Source organism: Pseudomonas sp. PS02302 (assembly GCF_029959585.1).
In the GTDB taxonomy this organism is placed as follows: domain Bacteria; phylum Pseudomonadota; class Gammaproteobacteria; order Pseudomonadales; family Pseudomonadaceae; genus Chryseomonas; species Chryseomonas aestiva.
Window position 1 is genome coordinate 1 of record NZ_JASCON010000052.1, and the last position, 23,819, is coordinate 23,819.

Below are 23,819 nucleotides of genomic sequence, written 5' to 3' on the forward strand. Positions count from 1 at the left end.
AGCCTTTTCCACTGGGACTTCGGCAGGGGGGCGCCCTCACCCCAGCCCTCTCCCAAAGGGAGAGGGGGTTGTCCGCGCAAGCACTGGCGTCGTAGCGTGAAAAACGGCGCAGCCTTTTCCACTGGGACTTCGGCAGGGGGGCGCCCTCACCCCAGCCCTCTCCCAAAGGGAGAGGGGGTTGTCCGCGCAAGCACTGGCGTCGTAGCGTGGAAAACGGCGCAGCCTTTTCCACCGGGGACTTCGGCATGGGGCGCGCCCTCACCCCAACCCTCTCCCAGGGGGAGAGGGGGTTATCCCAGTGAGGATCAGGTCTTTGCCAGTCCTGAAAAATCGCCAGCGACTGGCATGAGCCTCTCCGCACCACCGGACCGCCCTGACCGTCACCCGTTACCGATCCGCCAGCTCCACCTGTGCCGGCCGGCGCTGCATCAGCACCTTGCCGTTACGGATGGAATACAGCGGCAGGCCCTGACTGCGGACCATCTCGTAGTCGCTGTCGGCGGAGAGCACCAGCAAATTGGCCGGCCGCCCCTCCTCCAGGCCATAGCGGTCGCCCAGGCACAGGGCCCTGGCGCTGTTGACCGTGACCAGATCCAGCGCCGATTGCAGGTTGCGATAGCCGAGCATGTGGCAGATGTGCAGCCCTGCTTCCAGCACGCGCAGGATGTTGCCGTTGCCCAGCGGATACCAGGGATCGACGATGGAGTCCTGGGCGAAGCAGACGTTCAGGCCGGCTTCCAGCAACTCGTTGACCCGGGTCACGCCGCGGCGCTTGGGAAAGCTGTCGAAGCGGCCCTGCAGGTGAATGCTCTCGGTCGGGCAGGAGATGAAGTTGATGCCGGCATGGGTCAGCAGGCGGAACAGCTTGGCGCAATAGGCGTTGTCGTAGGAGCCCATGGCGGTGGTGTGACTGGCGGTGACCCGCGAACCCATGCCGCGGCTGCGCGCCTCTTCGGCCAGCACCTCCAGAAAGCGCGAGTGGGGATCGTCGGTTTCGTCGCAATGGACGTCCACCAGGCAGCCGGTGCGCTCGGCCAGGTCCATGAGGAATTTCACCGAGCTCACCCCCTGGTCGCGGGTGTACTCGAAGTGCGGGATGCCGCCGACCACATCGGCGCCCAGGCGGATCGACTCCTCCATCAGCTCGCGTCCGTTTTTGAAGGACTCGATGCCCTCCTGGGGAAAGGCGACGATCTGCAGATCGATCAGGTGCCGGGTTTCCTCGCGCACCTCCAGCATGGCCTTGAGCGCGGCCAGCGACGGATCGGTGACATCGACATGGGTGCGCACGTGCTGGATGCCGTGGGCGGCCAGGGCGCGGATGGTACGCGTGGCGCGGGTCTTGGTGTCTTCCTGGGTGATGGTGGCCTTGCGCTCGCCCCAGCATTCGATGCCTTCGAACAGGGTGCCGCTCATGTTCCAGCGCGGCTCGCCAGCGGTCAGGGTGGCATCGAGGTGGATGTGCGGCTCGACGAAGGGCGGCACCACCAGGTTGCCGGCGGCGTCGAGGTCGTCCGGCCCTACCGCGGGCGGCATGAGCTGCTCGGCGATGGCGGCGATGCGTCCGCCTTCCAGGCGAATGTCATGGAGGCCTTCGCGGTCACGCAGGCGGGCATTGAGGATGCGCATGGTGGATCTCCTAGAGCGAAGCGGGGGCGGCGGTACGACGACCGCGACTCAGGCCATTGAACACGCCATAGCCGAGCGCCGCCACCCCGATGCCCACCAGGGGCGCGACCCAGGGTGAATTGAAGGCCGCCAGGGTGCCCAGGCCATAGGCGGCCAGACCCGGCCAGTTGTAGTGCGGCAGGCGGGCCTCGGCGAGCAGCGGATAGCGGCCGCGGTGGCGCAGCCAGAAGTCGGCGACGATCACCCCGCCGATGGGTGGGATTACCGTGCCGAGCAGGACCAGATAGGGCACCAGCAGGTCGTACATGCCCAGCAGCGCCAGGGCGGTGCCGATCAGGGCGCCGGCCAGGGTCACCGTCTTGCGGCGGCTGGTGCGCACCAGGTTGCAGCCGGCCACGGCGAAGTTGTAGATGGTGTTGTCCTGGGTGCTCCAGATGTTGAGCAGCAGCATGGCCAGGGCGGCGGTGGCGAAGCCCTGCAGCATCAGCACCTCGACCACGTCCGGTTGCTGGTAGACGATGGCGCCATAGGCGCCGATCAGCACCATCAGACCGTTGCCGAGGAAGAAGCCGATCAGGCTGGCCAGTACCGCAACCCGGGTGGAGCGGGCGAAGCGCGTCCAGTTGGTGGCCTGGGTGGCGCCGCTGACGAAGGTGCCGAACACCAGGGTGATGGCGGTGGACAGGTCCAGACTGCTGCTGGGCTGGATCGCCAGCAGGCCGGCCAGGCCGCCGGCCTTGGCGGTGGTCACGCTCATGGACAGGATCAGCAGCAGCGCCATGGCCGGCACGGCGATCCAGGAGAGGATCTCCAGGCCCCGATAGCCGATGTAGGCGGTGGCGCAGAAGCCCAGGCCGAACACCGCCATCAGCGCCAGCACCGCACCCTGCTCCAGGCCGAAGTACTTGCCCAGCACCACGGCGGCGGTGGCCGTACCCCAGGCGTACCAGCCGATCTGGGTGAAGCCGAGGATGAGGTCGCACAGCTTGCTGCCGCGTTCGCCGAAGGCGAAGCGCCCCATCAGCACCGAGTTGAGGCCGCTGCGGCAGGCGATATGACCGAGGGCGGCGGCATAGAGACCCAGCAGCAGATTGCCAAGGGCGATCACCAGCAGCAGGTCGGCGAAACCGAAGGCCACCCCCAGCTTGCCACCGGCGAACATGGTGGCGGTGAAGAAGGTGAAGCCCAGCAGCACCATGGCCAGGGAGGCCAGACCCTTGCGGGCGTGGGGCGGCACTTCGCTCAGGGGATAGTCGTTGCCGGCGTTGCTCATAAGGGACTCCTCGAGATGGACGTGCCTGTCCTGTAGCAGTGCCCATGCCAGCCCCTGCCAAGGGGCGTGGCAGAGCCCAGCGGCTCGCAACGAATCCATTACCGGGGCCCGCCTTTGGTGCAAGGCGGCGCTCCGTGCCTTGGCCGGGGGCAGTCAAGTGTGAGACGGTTGCCGCGGCCGTCTCACAAGGAAAAGATCATGACCACGCCACGCCTCGCCGTCCTGGGTTCCGGTCTCATGGGCATCGGCATCGCCGTGCATCTGGCGCGCCACGGCCATGCCGTGCGGCTGCAGGACGTCGACCCCGTCCGCCTCGCCGAAGTAGCCGCCACCGCGCGCACCCTGCTCGCCGAGCTGGAAGAAGCCGACATCGCGGTGGACACCGAGGCGGTGATCGCCCGCCTGACCACCACCACCGACCTGGCCGATCTCGCCGATTGCGACCTGCTGTTCGAAGCCGTGCCCGAGCGCCTGGAGCTCAAGCACCGGCTCTATGCCCAGCTTGAAGCCGTGCTGCGCCCCGATGCCCTGATCGCCAGCAATACCAGCGGCCTGCCGCCGGACGAGCTGGCCGCGCACCTGCACCATCCCGAGCGCCTGCTGATCGCCCACTTCTGGAATCCGCCGCACTTCATTCCCCTGGTCGAGCTGGTGCCTGGTACGGCCACCCTGCCCGCCCATCTGGAATCCGTACGCCAGCTGCTGGAGGCCGCCGAACTGGAGGCCGTGGTCTTGCAGCGTGCCATTCCCGGCTTCGTCGGCAATCGCCTGCAATTCGCCCTGCTGCGCGAGGCCCTGCACATCGTGCAGAGCGGCGCGGCCGATGCCGAGACGGTGGACCGGGTGATGCGCGCCTCTCTGGGCCGGCGCTATGCCATGGTCGGTCCGCTGGAGGCGGCGGACATGGGCGGCCTGGACACCTTTCGCGACATTGCCAGCCACCTCTGGCCGACCCTGGCGCGGGACGAGGCGCCGCTGCAGCTGCTGGAAGACCAGGTGGCGGCCGGCCGCACCGGCCTGCGCAGTGGTGCGGGCTTTCACGAGTGGGACGCGGCGCGGCGCGAGCGTATCGTCCAGCGCCGGCTGCACCAGCTGCGCCATGCGCTGAAGCCATGAGTCGCCCCTCGCCCGGTCTGCCGGACCTGGAAGACTACGCCGAGATCCGTCAGCGGGCGATCCGCTCGCTGTTCGAGATCATCGAGCAGACCAGCAATGGCACGGTGATCGTCGACCGCGAGGCGCGCATCGTCTGGATCAACCAGAGATACGCCCAGCACTTCGGCCTGCCGGATGCCGCCGCCGCCATCGGTCAGCCGGTGGAACAGATCATTCCCCACAGCCTGCTGCGCGAGGTGGCGCGCAATGGCCAGCCGATCCTGCTGGACATGCTGGAGACCCGCAACGGACCGCTGGTGGTGATGCGCCTGCCGATCCATACCGACGAGGGCGAGTTGATCGGCGCCATCGGCTTCGCCCTGTTCGACCAGCTGCAGCAACTGGCGCCGCTGGTGACCCGCTACCTGCGCATCCAGGAAGAGCTGGCCACCACCCGGCGCTCGCTGCAGCATGCACGCACCGCCAAGTATGGCTTCGGCCACTTCGTCGGCAGCGGACCGGCCAGCCTGGAGGTCAAGCGTCGCGCCCGGCGCGCCGCTGCCAGCGCGGCCGCGGTGCTGCTGCTGGGCGAGACCGGCACCGGCAAGGAGTTGCTGGCCCACGCCATCCACGGCGCCTCGCCACGCGCCGGGCGGCCCTTCGTCAGCATCAATGCCGCGGCCATCCCGGAAAGCCTGCTGGAAGCGGAATTCTTCGGTACCGCGCCCGGCGCCTTCACCGGCGCCGAGCGACGGGCCCGCCCGGGCAAGCTGCAGATCGCCCAGGGCGGCACCCTGTTTCTCGACGAGATCGGCGACATGCCCCTGGCTTTGCAGGCCAAGCTGCTGCGGGTGCTGCAGGAAAAGGAGTACGAGCCGCTGGGCTCCAACGAGGTGCTGGCCTGTGACGTGCGCATGATCGCCGCCACCTCGCGTGACCTGGACGTCGCCGTGGCCGAGGGGCGCTTTCGCGCCGATCTCTATTACCGGCTCAATGTCCTGCCGATCCGCATTCCACCGCTGCGAGAACGCCTCGACGACCTGGAGGTGCTGGCCGAGGCCATCCTCGCTGACCTGCGCAAGCTGAACGGACAGCCAATGCCCGAATTCACCGCCGACGGCCTGGCGCTGCTGCAGCGCCAACCCTGGCCCGGCAACGTGCGCGAGTTGCGCAACGTGCTGGAACGCGCCGTGCTGCTGGGTGACGACAGCCAGCTGGATGCCGCGGCGCTGACGGCGGCCCTGGGCATCGCCCCCGCCCCCTCGACGACCGGCGAGTCAGTCAGTTACCGGACCGGCGAAACCTACGCCGAAGCCCGCCAGCGCTTCGATCGCGAACTGCTGCAAGGCGCCCTGGCCGCCTGCGGTGGCAAGGTGGACGAAGCCGCGCGCCGCCTGGGCCTGGGGCGGTCAACGCTGTACAAGAAGCTGGTAGCCCTGGGGCTGATGTCTCAAACATGAGACATATCCAAATATAGAGACGCAGTCTGTAGGAACTGTCCATGGCCGCGATAGATCGTCCATCGCGGCCATGGGCCGCTCCTACAGAATCACGCTGCAGGCTGTGTTGCGACGGCTTTAGCGTCTAAGCCCGACATTGCCGACCCTTGGCTGACCTTGGGCTTCGCTTCGCTCAACCCAACCTACAGGGTCCAGATTTTGAGACAATTTATCGGTGACAGGTAAAGATCGAAATAAAATTTGATAAAAAACAATAGCTTATAAAGCTGGCACGGTTCTGGCTGCGGCATTCGGGCGATCCCTGCATCGCCCTTATAACAACAAGAACCGCTTCGCCCCAGGCGAAGCTCTAGGAGAAGCCATGAGTGTCCTGATTGCACTCGCCGCCCTGGCGCTGCTGATGTTTGCCGCCTACCGGGGTTTCAGTGTCATCCTCTTCGCGCCCCTCGCCGCCCTCGGCGCCGTGCTGCTCACCGATCCGTCCGCCGTGGCGCCCGCCTTCACCGGGGTGTTCATGGACAAGATGGTGGGCTTCCTCAAACTCTATTTCCCGGTGTTCATGCTGGGCGCCCTGTTCGGCAAGCTGATCGAGCTGTCGGGCTTTTCCCGTGCCATCGTCGCCGCGGCCATCCACCTGCTCGGGCGCGAACGAGCCATCCCGGTGATCGTCGCGGTCTGCGCCCTGCTCACCTATGGCGGTGTCTCGCTGTTCGTGGTGGTCTTCGCCGTCTATCCCTTCGCAGCGGAGATGTTTCGCCAGAGCGACATCCCCAAGCGGCTGATCCCGGCGACCATCGCCCTGGGCGCCTTCTCCTTCACCATGGATGCCCTGCCCGGCACGCCGCAGATCCAGAACATCATCCCCACCAGCTTCTTCCAGACCACCGCCTGGGCCGCGCCCTGGCTGGGCCTGGCCGGTTCGCTGTTCGTCATCGCCGTGGGCCTGACCTACCTCGGCAGCGCCCGCCGCAAGGCCCGCAACAGTGGCGAGGGCTATGCCAGCGTGCCGCTGCGCAACGAACCCGAGACCGCCGCCGACCTGCCGCTGCCCAATCCCTGGCTGGCCCTGGCGCCGCTGGTGCTGGTGGGCGTGCTCAACCTGCTGCTGACCCGCTGGATTCCTGACTGGTATGGCGCCACCCATAACCTGGCCCTGCCCGGCATGGCCACGCCGGTGACCCAGGAGGTGGCCAAGCTGACCGGTATCTGGGCGGTGGAAGGCGCGCTGCTGGCGGGCATCCTGCTGGTGCTGGCGACCGGCTTCGGCGCCATCCGCGGCCGGCTGGCGGAAGGCAGCAAGACCGCCGTCTCCGGGGCCCTGCTGGCCGGGATGAACACGGCGTCGGAATACGGCTTCGGCGCGGTGATCGCCGCCCTGCCCGGCTTCGTGCTGTTCGCCCAGGGCCTCAAGGCCATCCCCGATCCGCTGATCAACGAGGCGGTGAGCGTGACCCTGCTGGCCGGCATCACCGGTTCCGCCTCGGGCGGCATGAGCATCGCCCTGGCGGCCATGAGCGACACCTTCATCGCCGCCGCCAATGGCGCGGGCATTCCCCTGGAAGTCCTGCACCGGGTGGCGGCCATGGCCAGTGGCGGCATGGACACTCTGCCGCACAACGGCGCGGTGATCACCCTGCTGGCGGTGACCGGCCTGACCCACCGCGAAGCCTATGGTGGCGTGTTCAAGATCACCCTGATCAAGACCGTGGCGGTGTTCTTCGTCATCGCCCTCTACTACCTGACCGGCCTCGTCTAAGGAGACCACCATGGACCTCACCGGCAAGACCGCCCTGGTCACCGGCTCCACCAGCGGCATCGGTCTGGGTATCGCCCAGCGCCTGGCCGCCGCCGGCGCCACCCTCATCCTCAACGGCTTCGGCGATCCCGCTGCGGCCCAGGCCAGTCTCGCCGCCCGGAGTGGCTTCCACGGCGCCGACCTGTCCAGGCCGGAAGAGATCGAAGACCTCTTCGCCTACGCCAAGCGCGACTTTGGCGGCGTGGACATCCTGGTCAACAACGCCGGCATCCAGCACGTGGCGCCGGTGGAAGACTTCCCGGTGGAGCGCTGGGACGCGGTGATCGCCCTCAATCTCTCGGCCGTCTTCCACACCACCCGCCTGGCGCTGCCGGGCATGCGCGAAGGCAACTGGGGCCGCATCGTCAACATCTCTTCGGTGCATGGCCTGGTGGCCTCCACCGGCAAGGCCGCCTATGTGGCCGCCAAGCACGGCGTGGTGGGTCTGACCAAGGTCACCGCCCTGGAAACCGCCCGCACCGGCATCACCTGCAACGCACTGTGCCCAGGTTTCGTGCTCACTCCGCTGATCCAGCAGCAACTGGACAGCCGTGGCAGCGATCCGGATCAGGCGCGTCGCGACCTGCTCAGCGAAAAGCAGCCGTCGCAGGATTTCGTCACCACCGACCAGCTGGGCGAGCTGGCGCTGTTCCTGTGCAGCGACGCCGCCGCCCAGGTGCGCGGCGCCGCCTGGACCATGGACGGCGGCTGGACCGCTCAATAACGACAAGAGGATCTCCGTCATGAACAAGCTCTATCCCAACGCCGCGGCCGCCCTCGATGGGCTGGTCGGCGACGGCATCACCCTGGCCGTGGGCGGCTTCGGCCTCTGCGGCATTCCCGAGGCGCTGATCGCCGCCCTGCGCGACACCGGCGCCCGCGAACTGACCGCCATCAGCAACAACGCCGGGGTGGACGGCTTCGGCCTCGGCCAGCTGCTGGAGACCCGGCAGATCCGCAAGATGATTTCCTCCTACGTGGGCGAGAACAAGGAGTTCGAGCGCCAGTATCTGGCCGGCGAACTGGAGCTGGAATTCACTCCCCAGGGCACCCTGGCCGAGAAGCTGCGTGCCGGCGGCGCGGGCATTCCGGCGTTCTACACCCGGACCGGCTACGGCACCCTGGTGGCCGAGGGGAAGGAGGTGCGCGACTTCAACGGCCAGCCCCATGTCATGGAACTGGCGCTGACCGCCGACGTGGCGCTGGTCAAGGCGCTGCGTGCCGACAAGGCCGGCAACCTGGTATTCAACAAGACCGCGCGCAACTTCAATCCGCTGTGCGCCATGGCCGGTCGCGTCTGCGTCGCCGAGGTGGAAGAGCTGGTGGAAGTCGGCGAGCTGGACCCCGACCAGATCCACCTGCCCGGCATCTTCGTGCAGCGCCTGGTGGTCAACGCCAATCCCGAGAAACGCATCGAGAAACGCACCCTGAGCGAGGAGAAGTAAGATGGCCTGGACCCGCGAACAGATGGCGCAACGCGCCGCCCGGGAGCTGCAGGACGGCTTCTACGTCAACCTCGGCATCGGCTTGCCGACCCTCGTCGCCAACTACATCCCCGCCGGCATGGACGTCTGGCTGCAGTCGGAGAACGGCCTGCTCGGCATCGGCCCCTTCCCCACCGCCGAGACGGTCGACCCGGACCTGATCAACGCCGGCAAGCAGACCGTCACCGCCCTGCCTGGCAGCAGCTATTTCGACAGCGCCGCCAGCTTCGGCATGATCCGCGGCGGCCACGTCAACCTGGCCATCCTCGGCGCCATGCAGGTGTCGGCCCAGGGCGACCTGGCCAACTGGATGATCCCCGGCAAGATGGTCAAGGGCATGGGCGGCGCCATGGACCTGGTGGCTGGGGTGCAGCGCGTGGTGGTGCTGATGGAGCATACCGCCAAGGGCGCCCACAAGATCCTGCCGGCCTGCGACCTGCCGCTGACCGGGGTCGGCGTGGTCGACCTGATCATCACCGACCTGGCCGTGCTGGAGGTGACCGAGGGCGGTCTCCGGCTGGTGGAGCTGGCCGAAGGTGTCAGCCTCGATGAACTGCGCGCCGCCACCGGCGCCCCCATCCAGGCCTGAGGAGATCCCAGCCATGCAAGACGTCGTCATCGTCGCTGCCACCCGCACCGCGGTCGGCAGTTTCCAGGGCTCCCTGGCCAATGTGCCCGCCGTGGAGCTCGGCGCCACCGTCATCCGCGCCCTGCTGGAGCAGACCGGCGTGGCCCCGGCTGCGGTGGATGAAGTCATCCTCGGCCAGGTGCTCACCGCCGGCGCCGGCCAGAATCCGGCGCGTCAGGCGGCGGTCAAGGCCGGCCTGCCCCACGAAGTGCCGGCCCTGACCCTGAACAAGGTCTGCGGCTCCGGCCTCAAGGCGGTGCAGCTGGCGGTCCAGGCCATCCGTTGCGGCGACGCCGAGATCGTCATCGCCGGCGGCATGGAGAACATGAGCCTGGCGCCCTATGTGCTGCCCAAGGTGCGCACCGGCCTGCGGCTGGGCCATGCCGAGCTGGTCGACTCCATGCTCAGCGATGGGCTGTGGGATGCCTTCAACGACTACCACATGGGCCAGACCGCGGAGAACCTGGTGCAGAAGTACCAGCTCAGCCGCGAGGCCCAGGACGCCTTTGCCGCGCGTTCCCAGCAGCGCGCCGCGGCAGCGGTGGAATCCGGCCGCTTCCGCGAGGAGATCACCCCGGTGGCCATTCCCCAGCGCAAGGGCGAGCCGCTGCTGTTCGCCACCGACGAAGGCATCCGCGCCGACACCACCGCCGAAGGGCTGGCGCGCCTGCGTCCGGCCTTCGCCAAGGACGGCAGCGTCACCGCCGGCAACGCCTCCAGCCTCAACGACGGCGCTGCCGCGGTGCTGGTGATGAGCGCGGCCAGGGCGGCCGCCCTGGGTCTGACACCGCTGGCGCATGTCGCCGCCTATGCCAGCGCCGGGGTAGACCCGGCGATCATGGGCATCGGCCCGGTCTCGGCCACCCGCAAGACCCTGGAAAAGGCCGGCTGGCAATTGGCCGATCTGGACCTGATCGAGGCCAACGAAGCCTTCGCCGCCCAGGCCCTGGCCGTGGCTCAGGAGCTGGGTTGGGATGACGAGAAGGTCAACGTCAACGGCGGCGCCATCGCCCTGGGCCACCCCATCGGCGCCTCGGGGTGCCGGGTGCTGGTGACCCTGCTCCACGAATTGCGCCGCCGTGACGGACGGCGAGGCTTGGCGACCCTGTGCATCGGGGGTGGTCAGGGTGTGGCCCTGGCGGTGGAGCGGCGGTAGTGCGTTGATCGCGGCCATGGGCCGCTCCTACAAAAACACCTGAACCTGTAGGAGCGGCCGCATCGGCGGACCGCCATGGCCGCGATATGGCCCCAACGCGTGGAAAAGGCTGCGCCGTTTTCCACGCTACTGCCGCTGTTCCCCTAAAAAACAACAACAAAAGGATCCATCATGAGCTCAACCCCTTCCCGTGATTCGCGCAGCGCGCGGTTCGCCCTGGCCTGTTCCAATTGGGCCGAGCGCTGGTTTCCCGATTCCTGGGTGTTCGCCGTGCTCGCCGTGGCCGTCGTGGCCCTGGCCGCCCTCGCCATGGGCGCCCCCGCGGCCAAGACCGCCAAGGCCTTTGGCGACGGTTTCTGGAGTCTGATTCCCTTCACCATGCAGATGGCCTTCGTGGTCATCGGCGGCTATGTGGTGGCCAGTTCCGGTCCGGCCGGGCGCCTGATCGAGCGCCTGGCGCGGGTGCCCCGGACCGGCCGCGGCGCGGTGTGCTGGGTCGCCCTGGTGGCCATGCTCGCCTCCCTGCTCAACTGGGGCCTGAGCCTGGTGTTCGGCGGCCTGCTGGTGCGTGCCCTGGCCCGCCGCGAAGAACTCAAGATGGACTATCGCGCCGCTGGCGCCGCGGCCTACCTGGGCCTGGGCGCGGTCTGGGCGTTGGGCCTGTCGTCGTCGGCGGCCCAGCTGCAGGCCAATCCGGCCAGCCTGCCGCCGTCGATCCTGGCCATCACCGGGGTGATTCCCTTCAGCCAGACACTGTTCCTCTGGCAATCCGGCACCCTGCTGCTGGTGTTGCTGGTGGTCTCGGCGGTGATCGCCTATGTCACCGCGCCAGGACCGGACAGCGCGCGCGATGCCCGCGCCTGCGGCGTCGACGTCACCCCGGCGCCCAAGGCCGCAGATAGGCCGACCCGTCCGGGCGAATGGCTCGAATACAGTCCAATCCTGATCGTGCTGCTGGTCTTGCTGGCCGCCGGCTGGCTGGTACAGGAATTCGCCAGCAAGCCGGCCATCGAGGCCATCTCCGGGCTGAACACCTACAACCTGCTGTTCATCAGCGTGGGGGCCTTGCTGCACTGGCGGCCGCGGCACTTCCTCGACGCCGTGGCCCGCGCCGTGCCGGCCACCACCGGGGTGCTGATCCAGTTTCCGCTGTACGGCTCGATCGCCGCGATCCTGACCAAGGTCAATGGCGCCGATGGCCAGACCCTGGCGCACCATATCGCGGCATTCTTCACCCAGATCGCCACCCATGACACCTACGCCCTGTTGATGGGCGTCTACTCGGCGCTGCTGGGGTTCTTCATCCCCTCGGGCGGGGGCAAGTGGATCATCGAGGCGCCCTATGTGATGCAGGTGGCCAACGACCTGCAATATCACCTGGGTTGGGCCGTGCAGATCTACAACGCCGCCGAGGCACTGCCGAATCTGATCAATCCCTTCTACATGCTGCCGCTACTGGGCGTGCTGGGGCTGAAGGCGCGCGACCTGGTCGGCTTTTCCTTCGTGCAGCTGCTGGTCCATGCACCCTTGGTGCTGGTGCTGCTGTGGCTGTTGGGGGGAACGTTGGCGTATTTGCCGCCGGTACACCCGTAGCTCGGGTGGGGCGCAGAAGGTGAAGCAGGAGGGGTAAAGCGGAAGCCGGCTGAATCTCAGCCGGCGATGGCCAGACGGGTACTGTCGATGATGGCCTGCAGGCGGCTCGGGGTACTGTATTCGTCGCGGTAGATCCGGCGGGTGTGCTTGGCCACGCCATGCTCGTTGACGACGATGAAGGAAAAACCCCGCTTGCTGGGGGCGTCGATGACGCAGCTCATCGGCGCGAAAGCGGCGCTGAGGGCATGCATGGCGTTCTGGGCTTGGGCTTGTATGTTCATGACTTCAGTTGTAAACCTCACGTGTGACGCTGCTATGACAAAGGTGTCGGCCGATAGTGCCTAGACTTTCCAGTTATTATTAGCAATAGGCGTGCCGGAATGTAACAAGGCCTTTTCCGACACGCCTGCCCTCACTTGCCGGCAGCCTGCTGGCGACGCCTGGCCCGCCGCGACAGCATGTTCAAGCCCTCGATCAGCGCCGAGAAGGCCATGGCCGCGTAGATGTAGCCCTTGGGCACATGGGCGCCGAAGCCTTCGGCGATCAGGGTCATGCCGATCATGATCAGGAATCCCAGCGCCAGCATCACGACGGTCGGGTTGCGGTCGATGAACTTGGCCAGGGGGTCGGCCGCCAGCAACATGACGGTCACCGCCACCACCACCGCGATCACCATTACCGGCAGGTGCTCAGTCATGCCGACGGCGGTGATGATGCTGTCCACCGAGAACACCAGGTCCAGCAACAGGATCTGCACGATGGCCGAGCCAAACGCCAGGGTCGCCGTCTCGCCGCCCTTGGTCAGGGCGCTGTCGGGCTCGGGATCGACGTTGTGGTGGATCTCCTTGGTCGCCTTCCACAGCAGGAACAGGCCACCGGCGATGAGGATCAGGTCCTTCCAGGAAAAGCTCTTGCCGAACACCTCGATGATGGGTTCGGTGAGCTGGACGATCCAGGCCACGGTGCCGAGCAGACCCAGGCGCAGGACCAGCGCCAGGCTGATGCCGATGCGACGGCCCTTCTGCTGCTGGTGAGCGGGCAGCTTGTTGGTCAGGATGGAGATGAAGATGAGGTTGTCGATGCCGAGCACCACCTCCATCACGATCAGGGTGGCCAGGGCAGCCCAGACGGTCGGGTCGGCGGCGAGTTGTAGCAGATAGTCCATTGCGGCGCGGTTCCAGTGGGAAGAGAAAGGCCTGACAGGGTCAGGCCGCAGGTCTCACCATCAGAGCCTCGCGCCTGTGAAATGCTCGTGAAGGCGTCTGCCGCAATTGTTTCAAACTGTCGCAGCGGTACGCCGCTGGACGAAGCGCGCCACATAGTCGTCGGCCGGCTGGCCGAGGATGTCCGCCGGGGTGCCCACCTGCACCAGCCGACCGTCGCGCAGGATGGCGATGCGATTACCCAGGCGCAGTGCCTCGTCCAGGTCATGGGTGATGAAGACGATGGTCTTGTGCAGGCGCTGTTGCAGCTCCAGCAGTTGCTCCTGCATCTCGGCGCGGATCAGCGGATCGAGCGCGGAAAAGGCCTCGTCCATCAGGATGATCTCGGTATCCGCCGCCAGGGCGCGGGCCAGGCCGACCCGCTGGCGCATGCCGCCGGAGAGCTGGTGCGGCCACTTGCGCTCGTAGCCGGCAAGGCCCACCACCTCCAGCCAGTGCAGCGCCCGTTCGCGGCAGACCGCCTTGGGCTCGCCCCGCACCTTGAGGCCGTAGGCGACATTATCCAGCACCCGCCGATGGGGCAGCAGGCCGAAACTCTGGAACACCATGCTGATGCGCTGGCGGCGCAATTCGCGCAGCGCCGGCAGCGGCAGCTGGAGGATGTCCTGGCCATCGATGAGAATGCGCCCGCTGCTCGGATCGATCAGCCGGTTGAAGTGGCGCACCAGGGTCGACTTGCCGGAGCCGGAAAGGCCCATGATGACGAAGATCTCGCCTTCGGCGATTTCCAGGGACAGGTCGTCCACGCCCACCACGCAACCTGTGCAGGCCAGGATGTCGGCCTTGTCGTGGCCCTCGCGAAGCAGGGCCAACGCTGCCTGTTCGCGCTTGCCGAAGATCTTGGAGACTCGCTCGACGACGATCTTCATCGCTCCACCTCGTGGCGCTGGCGGCCATAGGCCTGGGTGATGCGGTCGATGACCACGGCGAGGATGACGATGGCCAGCCCCGCCTGCAGGCCCTTGCCCACGTCCAGGGTCTGGATGCCCACCAGCACCTCTTCACCGAGGCCGCGAGCGCCGATCATGGAGGCGATCACCACCATGGACAGCGCCATCATGGTGGTCTGGTTGATGCCGGCCATGATGCTTGGCAGGGCCAGCGGCAACTGCACGCCGAACAGCTGCTGCCAGCGGCTGGCGCCAAAGGCGTTGACCGCTTCCATGACCTCGCGATCGACCTGGCGGATACCCAGGTCGGTGAGGCGGATCAGCGGTGGCGCGGCATAGATCACGGTGGCGAAGATCGCCGGCACCTTGCCCAGGCCGAACAGCATCAGCACCGGAATCAGGTACACGAAGCTGGGCATGGTCTGCATGATGTCCAGCAGTGGCATCAGCACCAGGCGCAGCCGGGCGCTGCGGGCGCAGAGAATACCCAGGGGCACGCCGATGATGACCGCGATGGCGGTGGCCACCAGCACCAAGGCCAGGGTCTGCATCAGCTTGTCCCACAGCCCCAGGGCGCCGACCAGGAACAGCAGGCCGGTGATCAGCAGGGTCGGCAGGACCCGGCGGGTGGCATGGGCGGCCAGGGCCGCGACGATCAGCAGCAGCGCCCACCAGGGGGTGCCGCGCAACAGGCCTTCAAGCCAGACGATGGCCTGCAGCAGGGTGTCGGAGACGGTCCGGAAAACGTCGCCGTAGCGCGTCACCAGCCAGTCGACACCGCGATTGACGGCGTCGGCGAAGGAAAAGGTCAGGCCTTCGGGAAACATCCTAGAGCGCCGCCTGGATCTTGCTGCGGGCCGCCGCGTCGGTCACCCAGGCCTGCCACAGTTCGGGATGGGCCTTGAGCAGCGCCTTGGCGGCGGTGGGGGCGTCCTGCTTGGCTTCGGCCTGCTCGGCCAGGGTGCGGTTGAGTAGTTCGATGGGCACGTTGACCCGACTCAGCACGGCCACCAGCTCGGGAGCATCGTCGTGGAAAGGCTTGGACAGCCCCGCCTGCACCTGGATGCGCTTCTCTTCGCCGTCACGGGGCTTGAGCTGCACCATGTCGACTCGGCCCAGCAGCGGCGTCGGCGACCAGTAGTAGGTCAGGATCGGCTGCTTGCGCTTGGTGGCCGAGACGATGGCCGCATCCAGCGCCGGCCCGGTACCCGGGCGGAAGTTGGTGTATTTGTCGCTCAGGCCGTAGCTCTGCAGCATCTGGGTGTTTTCCAGTTCGCAGGTCCAGCCGGCCGGGCAATTGTAGAAGCGGCCCTTGCCCGGCTCTTCCGGATCACGGAACAGCTCGGCGTACTGGCCCAGGTCGGCAATGCTCTTCAGGTTGGGGGCCTTGGCGCCCTCGCCTTCCACCAGATAGCGTGGCACGTACCAGCCTTCGGTGGCGCCTTCTATAGGAGCGCCCACGCCGACCACCTTGCCAGCGGCGGCGGCCTTGTTCCAGGCCTCGCTGCGGCCGATCCACTCCTCGGCGAACACCTGGATGTCGTTGTTGCCCAGGGCCTGTTCCAGGGTGATGGAGTTGCCGGGGATGCTGTCGATGGTGCAGTCGTAGCCGTGCTGCAGGACGAAGCCCATCAGTTCGGTGAGCAGCATGCCGCTTTCCCAATTCACCCCGGCGAACTTCACCGGTTTGCTGGCGCACCAGTTATCGGCCTGGGCGGTACCGGCGACAAGCAGGCCGAAGGAAAGGCCGGCGGCCAGGAGGGAACGGCGGGGAAAGGCTGTGGGCATGGGTGGCTCCGTCTGCACTGGGAGGGCCAGGGCGGCAGAGCCGCTCCGCTGGCGATCCTAGCTTGGTCAGCGCCGCGGGCTCAGGGTTCAGCCGGCGGCCCTGGCACCGCGCTTATGAGGCGCGCGGGCGCCGCGGGAATGGGATACCCAGCATCGACGCCACGCGTGCCTTGATCGACGCCGCTATAGCCCGGCGCAGTGGCAAAGCCTGTTGCCAGCGCGACGGGCAGGTCGGGCGGCTCATGTCGGGCTTCGACAATGGAGCCGTCTCAACCCACCTACGCGAGGTCCGCTGATGAGATACACCGTAGGTTGGGTTGAGCGCAGCGAAGCCCAACGCCACCGGATTGAACCTCGTGTCTGGCTTCGACAATGGAGCCGTCTCAACCCACCTTAGGCAATCACCGGATAGCCCTGCTCCACCGCTTCGCGGCGCCAGTCCAGCAGGGGCAGATAGGTTGCCTCGTCTACCGGCGTCACACCGTCGAGGGCGAGCACTTCGGCCAGCGCGGGGTCCGCGCTCAGGCTGTCGTTAAGGGCCGTGCGCAACGCTTCCACTTCCGCGTCCGAACGACTGGCGGCGGTGACGAAGGGCAGCGTCGGACTGGTGCGCGTGCGTTGCAGCAGGCGCAGACCAGCGACCCGCGCGGGCTCGGCGCGTTGCAGATAGCCATAGGTCACGGCATCCACCGCGGCCACATCGGCGTGCCCTTGCTGCAACAGCGCCAGGCTGTTGGCGTGGCTCTCGCTGACGATCATCTCGCCGAAGAAACGGGCGCGCTCGGCCAGGGGCGCCACGGCGTGGCGCAGCAGATTCATGCCGGTATTGGAATCCAGGCCGTTGAGCGCGACACGCTTGCCGCGCAGATCGGCCAGGCTGGTCGCCTCCAGCGTCTCGGGCACCAGGATGAAGGCGCAGTGCTCGGCCGCCTGGCAACCCTCGAAGCGATAACGCGGCGCCGCGACCAGGCGCACCTGGCCGCGCAGACGGGTCGCCCAGGGATAGCCGCAGGTCTGGGCCAGCAGCAGCTTGGGATGCGTCCAGAGCGCCGGCAGGTCCTCGGGCGCCGGGTCGAGCGGCTGGCCCAGGCGCAGCGCCACGGCCTCGGCCAACTGGCGATAGGCGTCGCGCACCTCGGCAGGCTCGACGTACATGGTGAGGGCGGCGACGGTCATGGGCGGCTCCAGCACGGAAAACCGCCATTATCCCCTAATCACCGTGCCTAAAGCGCCGCCTTTACCCGCTCGGCGTTTTCCGCCGGCAGCCAGGACGTCCAGACCTCCGGATGCTCCTTGAGGAAACGCTTGGCCACGACCTGGGCGTCTTCGCGTTTCTCGGCCATGCCGGCGAGGATGCCGTTGAACTGGTCGAGGGGGAATTCGACCTTCTCGAACAGCGCCACCAGGGCCGGCGCCTTGTCGTGCAGGTCGCGGGAGACGCCGATGGTGATCTTGGCCGGCAGCGAGCGTGACGGCAACGGATCGGGATTCTTCGGATCCGACAGGGTATCCCAGGCCTTCTGGCTGAACGGCGGTTCTTCCAGCTGGACCAGCTTGTAGCGGCCCATCAGCGGGGTCGGTGACCAATAGTAGAAGAGCACCGGCTCGCCACGGCGCATGGCGGTGGCAATGGCCGCGTCCAGTGCGGGGCCGGTGCCGGTGCGGAAGTTGGTGTAGCTGTCGGTCAGCTTGTAGGCCTTGAGCTTCTGGCTGTTGACGATCTCGCAGGTCCAACCGGTGGGGCAGTTGAGGAAACGCCCCTTGCCAGGCTCTTCCGGATCGCGGAACAGCTCCTTGTAGCGCGGCAGATCGGCGACGCTCTTCAGGTCCGGCGCCTTGGCCTGGATGCCACGCGCCGGGTCGCCCTTGACCAGGTATTCCGGTACCCACCAGCCCTCGGTGGCGCCCTTCACCGTCTCGCCCACGGCGAAGACCTTGCCGGCCTTTTCCGCCGCGCGCCAGGCCGGACTGCGCCCGGCCCACTGCTCGCCGGTGACCTGGATGTCATTTTGCGCCAGGGCGTTTTCCAGGGTCACGGTATTGCCCGGCACGCTGTCGGTCTGGCAGCCATAGCCCTTCTCCACCAGCAGGCGCAGCACCTCGGTGGTGAACATGCCGCTCTCCCAGTTGGGGCCGGCGAATTTCACCGTCTGCGGATAGGGACAGCCGCCGTCGGCGGCAAAGGCCAGCGGGGTGATGGCAAGGCTGGCAAGGGTCAGGGCGAGACGCAGGCGCATGGGCTAACTCTCCGACGAGGACGTGGGCTTTTCGACCCCCGGCACTGCCATTCGTCCCGGCGGGCCAGGGCTATTTCACAGCGGACCACCCTCGGCGGTCTTGCGCAGGCCGGCGATCACCGTCTCGCCGGTTTCCCGGGCCAGCTCGGCGTACCAGGCCTGAGTAGCCAGAGGATCGTGGCCATGGGTGATCTCGCAACGCTTGCGCGCCCGCTCGACGATGCCGGCAACCCGTTCCAGCCGGGCCTGCTCGTAGGCCTGCAGGGCCGCGCGCGGATCGGTCTCGGCGTCCAGGCAGCGCGCCAGCACCCAGGCATCCTCCATGGCCTGGCAACCGCCCTGCCCCAGGTCCGGGGCCATGGCATGGGCGGAATCGCCCAGCAGCGCCACCCGGCCCTGCACCAGGGTCGGCAACGGCCGGGTATCGTGGATCTCCACGCGGGCCACGCCCTGCGGATCCAGTCGTTCGATGAGGCGCTGCACCGGCGGCGCCCAGCCGGCGAAGTGCTCGGCCAGCTCCGCGCGGTAGCGGCCGCGGTCGTTGGGCGTACCCTTGGGCAGGGGCACGTCGAAGAAGAAATAGAACTCATCGCCGCCCATGGGCATCAGGGAAACCCGCTGGTGCGCCCCGACGAATTGCGCCCAGTCGTGGGCCTCGGCCAGCTCCGGCGCGATCCCTACCCGCCCGTTCCAGTTCACGTAGCCGCAATACTCACGGGTGATGGCCTGGCCCACCACCAGCTCCCTAAGGCGCGAGTGGGTGCCATCGGCGGCGATCAGCAGATCGGCCCGTTCGCGACGACCGTCGCCGAGGAGCACGGTCACCCCGGTCGCATCCTGTTCGAAGCCGTCGCAACCGACACCCAGGGTCACCCGCTCGGCGCCCACGGCTTCCAGCAGCAGTCGCTGCAGGTGGGCCCGGGCGATGGGACGTGCTGGCCGGCCCACGGCCGCATAAAGGGGCAGCAGGCTGAACCGGGTAAGCAACCGTCCCTCCTGGTCCCGGTAGCTCATGGTCTGCATGTCACCGCTGACCGCGGCGATGGCGGACCCGAGCCCCAGGTGTTCGAGTACCTTGACGCCGTTGGGCCAGATGGAGATGGCCGCACCGATGGGGGCGAGATCCTGCGCCCGCTCGAACAGGCGGACCCGGTGTCCGGCCTGCTGCAGGGCCAGGGCAGCAGTGAGACCGCCCATGCCGGCGCCGGCGATGATGATGTCGAGAGATGGCATGACGGACCTCGTTGGCCGGTAACAGATGCCTTGAGCAAGCAATTTCCTGTCCAAGTGGTCAGGTATCGCCTGCTGGGGGCTGGCTGGATACTTGAGGCCCAGAAACGCACCAGCCTGGTGCTCTGCGACCATTGGTCGCTTCGTTTGCAGGCAAGCTGCCCTTCGTCGGCTCGCATGACGCATTCCAGACCTCTTCTATACTCCTAAGGTAGTCGCCAGTTGCGTTAGACCAGCGTTCGCCATCCATAGAGGCCCGCTTGCGGCGACCATAGCGGGTTTGAGGAGCAGGAACATGATCAATCATGTCTGGGGCCTGCTGGCCCATCCCGATCGCGAGTGGCAGCAGATCCGTCGCGAAGGAGAAACGGTCGGGCATTTCTTTGCCCATCACGTGGCCTTCCTGGCAGCCATCCCCGTCGTCGCTTCCCTGGTGGGTACCACCACCTTCGGCTGGCGCTTCGGCGGCGGTGAAGCCCATGTGCTGGATCTGCCCACGGCGGTGGTCCTGGCGGTCATGAGCTATGCGCTGATCATGGCGGCGGTGGTGGCCATGGGTCATGTGATCCACTGGCTGGCACGGCGGTATCCGGATCGGCCCAGCGCCAACCGCTGCATCCTATTCGCCGGCTACGTGGCCACGCCCATGCTGCTGAGCGGCCTGGTGGGCTTCTATCCGCTGGTGTGGCTGTGCGCCATCGTCGGCATCATCGGCCTGGCCTATTCGGCCTACCTGCTCTATACCGGCATCCCCTCCTTCCTCAATATCGACCAGCGGGAAGGCTTCATCATGTCCGGTTCCACCCTGGCCATCGGGGTGCTGGTGCTGGAGGTGCTGATGGCTACCACGGTACTGATGTGGGGCTATGGTCCCACGTTGTTTGGCTGATCGAACGTCACACGGCCGTTAGCAAAAAGCCCGGATGCGTTACCGCTCCGGGCTTTTTGTTGGCGAACGGCTAGTGACGGGAAAAGCCGTAGAGATCCATGGCCAGTATGCGATGGGCGATGCCGTCGTGATGGACGCTGAAGGTGCCCTCCGGGTCGGCCGCGCCCAGGGCGACGAACAGCGGCAACAGGTGCTCGTCTGTGGGATGGGCCTGACGGGCCTGCGGTGCCTGACGCCGGTAGTCGAACAAGGCGTCCAGGTCCCGCTCGCGCAGGCGGGTCTGCATCCATTGCTGGAAGTCCCGCACATAGCTGGGGGACTCGGAGCCGCCACGGCGGAAGTCACCGAGGTTATGGGTCAGGCTGCCCGAGCCGATCAGCAGGGTGTCAGCCGGTAGCACCCTGGCCAGCGCCTGGCCCAGGGCATAGTGGTAGTCCGGTCCGCAGGCAGCACTCATCGACAGCGGCACCACGGGGATCTGGGCGTCGGGATAGAGATAGCGCAACGGCACCCAGGCACCATGATCCAGTCCTTGCTCGCCCGTCTCGGCCTCCCAGCCCTGATCACGTAGCCCCTGAGCCAGCTGCTCGGCCAGGTCCGGAGCGCCAGGCGCGGGATAATCCAGCTCATAGAGGGCCTCGGGAAAGCCATAGAAGTCATGGACGGTAGCCGGACGCCTGGCACTGCCGAACAGCGGAAACCGCGTATCGAAGTGCGCCGAGACCACGACGATGGCGGCCGGGGTCGGCAGCGACAGCCCCAGGGCGCGCCAGGCCGTTCCCGCCGCGCCGGCGTCGAGGGCCTCCATGGGCGAACCGTGGGAAACGAACAGGGTAGGAAGCGACATGGGGGCGACCTCTCAGGGTGATCAGGAGGGCTTGCGGGCGTCCCAGGAGAGCCGACCCGCGCCCAGCAGTGCCAGGGCAGCGGCGGTCACGGCGAGAAAGACCGGATATTCCCAGCCGCCATGGGGATTGGAGAAGGACCAGCCATTGCCGAAATGGACCGTCGCGGCCGCGAACAGTTGAATGGCGGCGACGGCCGCCACCGGACGCACCCAGGCGCCCAGGATCAGGAGCACGCCCGCGGCCAGTTCGAAGAAGGTGACCGGATAGGCCAGCCAGCCGGGAAAGCCCACCGAGGCGAAGAAACCCGCCGTGCCCGGCAGGGTGAACACCAGCAGCTTGGTCAGGCCGTGGGCCAGGAACATGGCGCCCAGGGCCAGGCGCAGCAACAGCGGGGCATAGGATGCAGTACGGTCGGTCATGCTGATTCTCGAACGGAGGAAAGATGCCGCTATTGTCCTGTTTCCAGCACGCGAATAAAGGCGCACTCTGGGAATGAACTGTGCACGCTCTGGAAACAATCCTTGGACACTCTTAAAGCCCTGCAGGCCTTCATCAAGATCGTCGAACTGGGCAGCCTGACCGCCGCGGCGGAGCGACTGGAGCTGTCGCGCTCGGCGCTCACCAAGCACCTGGCGGCCCTGGAGCGACACTACGGCACCCGCCTGCTGCAGCGCACCACCCGCACCCTCAGCCTGACCGAGGCCGGGCGTACGCTGCATGAAGGGCTGGTCCCGCTGCTCGGTGATCTGGAGGCCCTCGAACAGCGCCTGCAGGAAGGCCACGAGCGGCCCCGGGGGCGGCTCAGGGTCAGTGCGCCCCTCACCTTTGGCGTACGTCACCTGGCACCGCTGGTGAGCAGCTTCCTGCATGAGTACCCGGAGGTCGCCATCGACCTGGAATTGAGCGATCGCCAGGTACGCCTGGTCGAGGAAGGCTTCGATCTCGCCGTGCGCATCGGCGACCTCAGCGACTCCAGCCTGGTGGCGCAACCCCTGGGGGCGGTCGAGCTGTTCATCTGCGCCGCCACCGCCTATCTGCAACGCCATGGTCGCCCCGAGCACCCCACCGCCTTGCGCGAGCATCGCTGCCTGCTCTACAGCTACGCCAGCGATGGCGATCTCTGGGAATTCCAGCGTGAGGGGGAGCGCCTGCAGGTCAAGGTCGGCGGCCCCCTGCGCGCCAACAATGGCAGTGTCCTGCACCAGGCGGCGCTGGACGGCCACGGCATCATTCGCCAGCCGGATTTCCTGGTGGGCGATGACCTGGCGGCGGGTCGCCTGGAGCGATTGTTCGCCCCCTGGCACACCCAGGCCATCGCCATCCACGCCCTCTATCCCCATCGGCGCCTGGTGCCGGCCAAGGTGCGGCTGTTCATCGCCTGGCTGCAGCGACATCTGGTCACACCCGAGCACCTGAAAAGACTGCCGTAGGTCGCCGCCGAACGGTCGTTGCAGGGGGCTTCGCAGCCTCACGGGGCTTGCCTAGAATCCGTGCCTGTCCCGCCGGCCCTGCCGGTTCCTGCGATGGCTGTCGTCCATGTCGACCGAGAATCCCTGCCTCAGCTGTGGCGCCTGCTGCGCCCATTTTCGCGTGTCTTTCTATTGGGGCGAATGCCAGTCGGCAGGCGGCCTGGTGCCCGACCACCTGACCGTCGCGATCAGCCCGCACCTGGTGGCCATGCGGGGCACCGAGCAGAAGCCGGTACGCTGTGCGGCCCTGCTCGGCGAGGTGGGCTGCGGCACGCGCTGCACCGTCTATGAAAGCCGTTCCAGCACCTGCCGCGAGTTCACCGCCGCCTGGGAGCACGGCGAAGCCAATCCGCACTGCGATGCCGCCCGCGCGGCCTATGGCCTGCCGCCCCTGACGCCACCGTTGCAGCCGCCTGTCACGCCCGATCGCGTCGCTTAGGCGCTGCACGAAAACGGCCTGCGCGCAGTGATGCCTCGTTGAAGCACCTCGGCGTCGCAAGCCCAGTCGGAACGCCGGTTTACCGCTCGTAAACTCCGCTTCCTCAAGGTTCTCACCTCGCCTCGCCCTCGTTCGGCGACTTTTCGTTCAGCGCCTGGAGGAAACCAAACGGCCATCGCCGCTGCCCAAAAAGACGACGGCTGGGCTGTAAAGCGTGGAAAATGCAGTGCGGATCAGGTTTTCACGCCCCTGCCAGATCGAATACCCTATCGTTCTTTCGCCCGCTATGCGTATCCTGTAGCGCCGAACAACAAGGCTGCTTCAACCGGCCACGTAGAGGCTTACAAAGGCTCTACGCAAGGCAAAGCTGCCGCTATACTGCCTGGCCAATACTCACACATGGAGTTTTTACATGAATAAAGCTGAGCTGATCGACGCCATTGCCGCGTCTGCCGACCTGCCCAAGGCCACCGCTGCCAAAGCCCTGGACGCCTTCACCACTGCGGTGACCGACGCCCTGAAGCAAGGCGACAGTGTTAGCCTGGTCGGTTTCGGAACTTTCGCAGTGAAAGAGCGCGCTGCTCGCGAAGGCCGCAACCCGCAGACCGGTGCCACCATCAAGATCGCCGCTGCCAAGCTGCCCGGCTTCAAGCCCGGCAAAGGCCTCAAAGACGCCGTCAGCTAAGACTGCGT

At 67.0% G+C, this 23,819-nt stretch carries 24 protein-coding genes; 12 read left to right on the forward strand and 12 right to left on the reverse strand.

Annotated features, from left to right (window positions below):
• Positions 1-387: 387 nt before the first annotated feature.
• Complete coding sequence (gene codA / locus QMX82_RS16990; RefSeq protein ID WP_282285752.1) at positions 388-1,629, reverse strand: cytosine deaminase; 1,242 nt, start codon at positions 1,627-1,629, stop codon at positions 388-390.
• 10 nt (positions 1,630-1,639) lie between these two features.
• Entirely contained in the window at positions 1,640-2,902 is a 1,263-nt protein-coding gene (gene codB, locus QMX82_RS16995) for a cytosine permease (protein WP_133859475.1), read from the reverse strand.
• Between the two features lie 198 nt (positions 2,903-3,100).
• On the opposite strand from codB, the gene QMX82_RS17000 reads away from it, so the two are divergent.
• From QMX82_RS17000 to QMX82_RS17035, 8 genes are all read left to right on the forward strand, one after another.
• Entirely contained in the window at positions 3,101-4,018 is a 918-nt protein-coding gene (locus tag QMX82_RS17000) for a 3-hydroxyacyl-CoA dehydrogenase family protein (protein ID WP_208694715.1), read from the forward strand.
• Positions 4,015-5,457: a sigma-54 interaction domain-containing protein gene (locus QMX82_RS17005; RefSeq protein WP_282285755.1), complete on the forward strand. Its 1,443-nt coding sequence runs from the start codon at positions 4,015-4,017 to the stop codon at positions 5,455-5,457. Before QMX82_RS17000 ends, QMX82_RS17005 begins: the two co-directional genes overlap by 4 nt.
• Before the next feature lie 361 nt (positions 5,458-5,818).
• A complete protein-coding gene (locus tag QMX82_RS17010) occupies positions 5,819-7,213 on the forward strand; it encodes a GntP family permease (protein WP_282285756.1) in 1,395 nt (464 codons plus the stop codon).
• 10 nt (positions 7,214-7,223) lie between these two features.
• On the forward strand, positions 7,224-7,976 hold the full coding sequence (locus QMX82_RS17015) for a 3-hydroxybutyrate dehydrogenase (RefSeq protein ID WP_158896687.1): 753 nt from the start codon (positions 7,224-7,226) through the stop codon (positions 7,974-7,976).
• Positions 7,977-7,995: 19 nt separating this feature from the next.
• Positions 7,996-8,697 carry a CoA transferase subunit A gene (locus tag QMX82_RS17020; protein ID WP_208694713.1) on the forward strand — a complete coding sequence of 234 codons (702 nt, stop codon included), beginning with the start codon at positions 7,996-7,998 and terminating at the stop codon, positions 8,695-8,697.
• Between the two features lies 1 nt (position 8,698).
• Entirely contained in the window at positions 8,699-9,325 is a 627-nt protein-coding gene (locus QMX82_RS17025) for a CoA transferase subunit B (protein WP_133859481.1), read from the forward strand.
• A 13-nt stretch (positions 9,326-9,338) separates the two neighbouring features.
• Entirely contained in the window at positions 9,339-10,520 is a 1,182-nt protein-coding gene (locus tag QMX82_RS17030) for an acetyl-CoA C-acetyltransferase (protein WP_282285759.1), read from the forward strand.
• A 171-nt stretch (positions 10,521-10,691) separates the two neighbouring features.
• Positions 10,692-12,113, forward strand: a complete 1,422-nt coding sequence (locus tag QMX82_RS17035) for a short-chain fatty acid transporter (protein ID WP_442969396.1) — start codon at positions 10,692-10,694, stop codon at positions 12,111-12,113.
• Between the two features lie 56 nt (positions 12,114-12,169).
• Here the strand turns inward: QMX82_RS17035 and QMX82_RS17040 are convergent, their stop codons facing one another.
• The 8 genes from QMX82_RS17040 to hpxO all read right to left on the reverse strand — a co-directional run bounded on the left by QMX82_RS17040 (position 12,170) and on the right by hpxO (position 19,484).
• On the reverse strand, positions 12,170-12,394 hold the full coding sequence (locus QMX82_RS17040; RefSeq protein WP_059314350.1) for a hypothetical protein: 225 nt from the start codon (positions 12,392-12,394) through the stop codon (positions 12,170-12,172).
• Between the two features lie 131 nt (positions 12,395-12,525).
• The gene (locus tag QMX82_RS17045) at positions 12,526-13,278 is read right to left on the reverse strand and encodes a TerC family protein (protein WP_208694710.1); all 753 of its coding nucleotides are present in this window, start codon (positions 13,276-13,278) and stop codon (positions 12,526-12,528) included.
• A 111-nt stretch (positions 13,279-13,389) separates the two neighbouring features.
• Complete coding sequence (locus QMX82_RS17050; protein ID WP_282285763.1) at positions 13,390-14,205, reverse strand: quaternary amine ABC transporter ATP-binding protein; 816 nt, start codon at positions 14,203-14,205, stop codon at positions 13,390-13,392.
• The gene (locus QMX82_RS17055) at positions 14,202-15,053 is read right to left on the reverse strand and encodes an ABC transporter permease (RefSeq protein WP_208694709.1); all 852 of its coding nucleotides are present in this window, start codon (positions 15,051-15,053) and stop codon (positions 14,202-14,204) included. Before QMX82_RS17055 ends, QMX82_RS17050 begins: the two co-directional genes overlap by 4 nt.
• Position 15,054: 1 nt before the next feature.
• Entirely contained in the window at positions 15,055-16,014 is a 960-nt protein-coding gene (locus QMX82_RS17060; protein ID WP_282285765.1) for an ABC transporter substrate-binding protein, read from the reverse strand.
• A gap of 393 nt (positions 16,015-16,407) precedes the next feature.
• Complete coding sequence (locus QMX82_RS17065) at positions 16,408-17,190, reverse strand: phosphate/phosphite/phosphonate ABC transporter substrate-binding protein (RefSeq protein WP_282285767.1); 783 nt, start codon at positions 17,188-17,190, stop codon at positions 16,408-16,410.
• Between the two features lie 47 nt (positions 17,191-17,237).
• Complete coding sequence (locus QMX82_RS17070) at positions 17,238-18,251, reverse strand: ABC transporter substrate-binding protein (protein WP_133859490.1); 1,014 nt, start codon at positions 18,249-18,251, stop codon at positions 17,238-17,240.
• Positions 18,252-18,326: 75 nt separating this feature from the next.
• Positions 18,327-19,484 carry an FAD-dependent urate hydroxylase HpxO gene (gene hpxO, locus QMX82_RS17075; RefSeq protein ID WP_282285770.1) on the reverse strand — a complete coding sequence of 386 codons (1,158 nt, stop codon included), beginning with the start codon at positions 19,482-19,484 and terminating at the stop codon, positions 18,327-18,329.
• A 292-nt stretch (positions 19,485-19,776) separates the two neighbouring features.
• On the opposite strand from hpxO, the gene QMX82_RS17080 reads away from it, so the two are divergent.
• Positions 19,777-20,370: a Yip1 family protein gene (locus QMX82_RS17080; RefSeq protein ID WP_282285772.1), complete on the forward strand. Its 594-nt coding sequence runs from the start codon at positions 19,777-19,779 to the stop codon at positions 20,368-20,370.
• A gap of 70 nt (positions 20,371-20,440) precedes the next feature.
• On the opposite strand, the gene QMX82_RS17085 is transcribed toward QMX82_RS17080, so the two are convergent.
• Together QMX82_RS17085 and QMX82_RS17090 are read right to left on the reverse strand one after the other, a co-directional pair.
• Positions 20,441-21,217: a DODA-type extradiol aromatic ring-opening family dioxygenase gene (locus tag QMX82_RS17085; protein ID WP_282285773.1), complete on the reverse strand. Its 777-nt coding sequence runs from the start codon at positions 21,215-21,217 to the stop codon at positions 20,441-20,443.
• A 21-nt stretch (positions 21,218-21,238) separates the two neighbouring features.
• Positions 21,239-21,637, reverse strand: a complete 399-nt coding sequence (locus QMX82_RS17090) for a DoxX family protein (protein ID WP_208694703.1) — start codon at positions 21,635-21,637, stop codon at positions 21,239-21,241.
• Between the two features lie 102 nt (positions 21,638-21,739).
• Between QMX82_RS17090 and QMX82_RS17095 the strand changes: the two genes are divergently transcribed.
• From QMX82_RS17095 to QMX82_RS17105, 3 genes are all read left to right on the forward strand, one after another.
• The gene (locus tag QMX82_RS17095) at positions 21,740-22,648 is read left to right on the forward strand and encodes a LysR family transcriptional regulator (protein ID WP_282285776.1); all 909 of its coding nucleotides are present in this window, start codon (positions 21,740-21,742) and stop codon (positions 22,646-22,648) included.
• 106 nt (positions 22,649-22,754) lie between these two features.
• The gene (locus QMX82_RS17100; RefSeq protein ID WP_133859496.1) at positions 22,755-23,126 is read left to right on the forward strand and encodes a YkgJ family cysteine cluster protein; all 372 of its coding nucleotides are present in this window, start codon (positions 22,755-22,757) and stop codon (positions 23,124-23,126) included.
• 412 nt (positions 23,127-23,538) lie between these two features.
• A complete protein-coding gene (locus QMX82_RS17105) occupies positions 23,539-23,811 on the forward strand; it encodes an HU family DNA-binding protein (RefSeq protein ID WP_007159052.1) in 273 nt (90 codons plus the stop codon).
• The last annotated feature ends 8 nt before the right edge of the window (positions 23,812-23,819 follow it).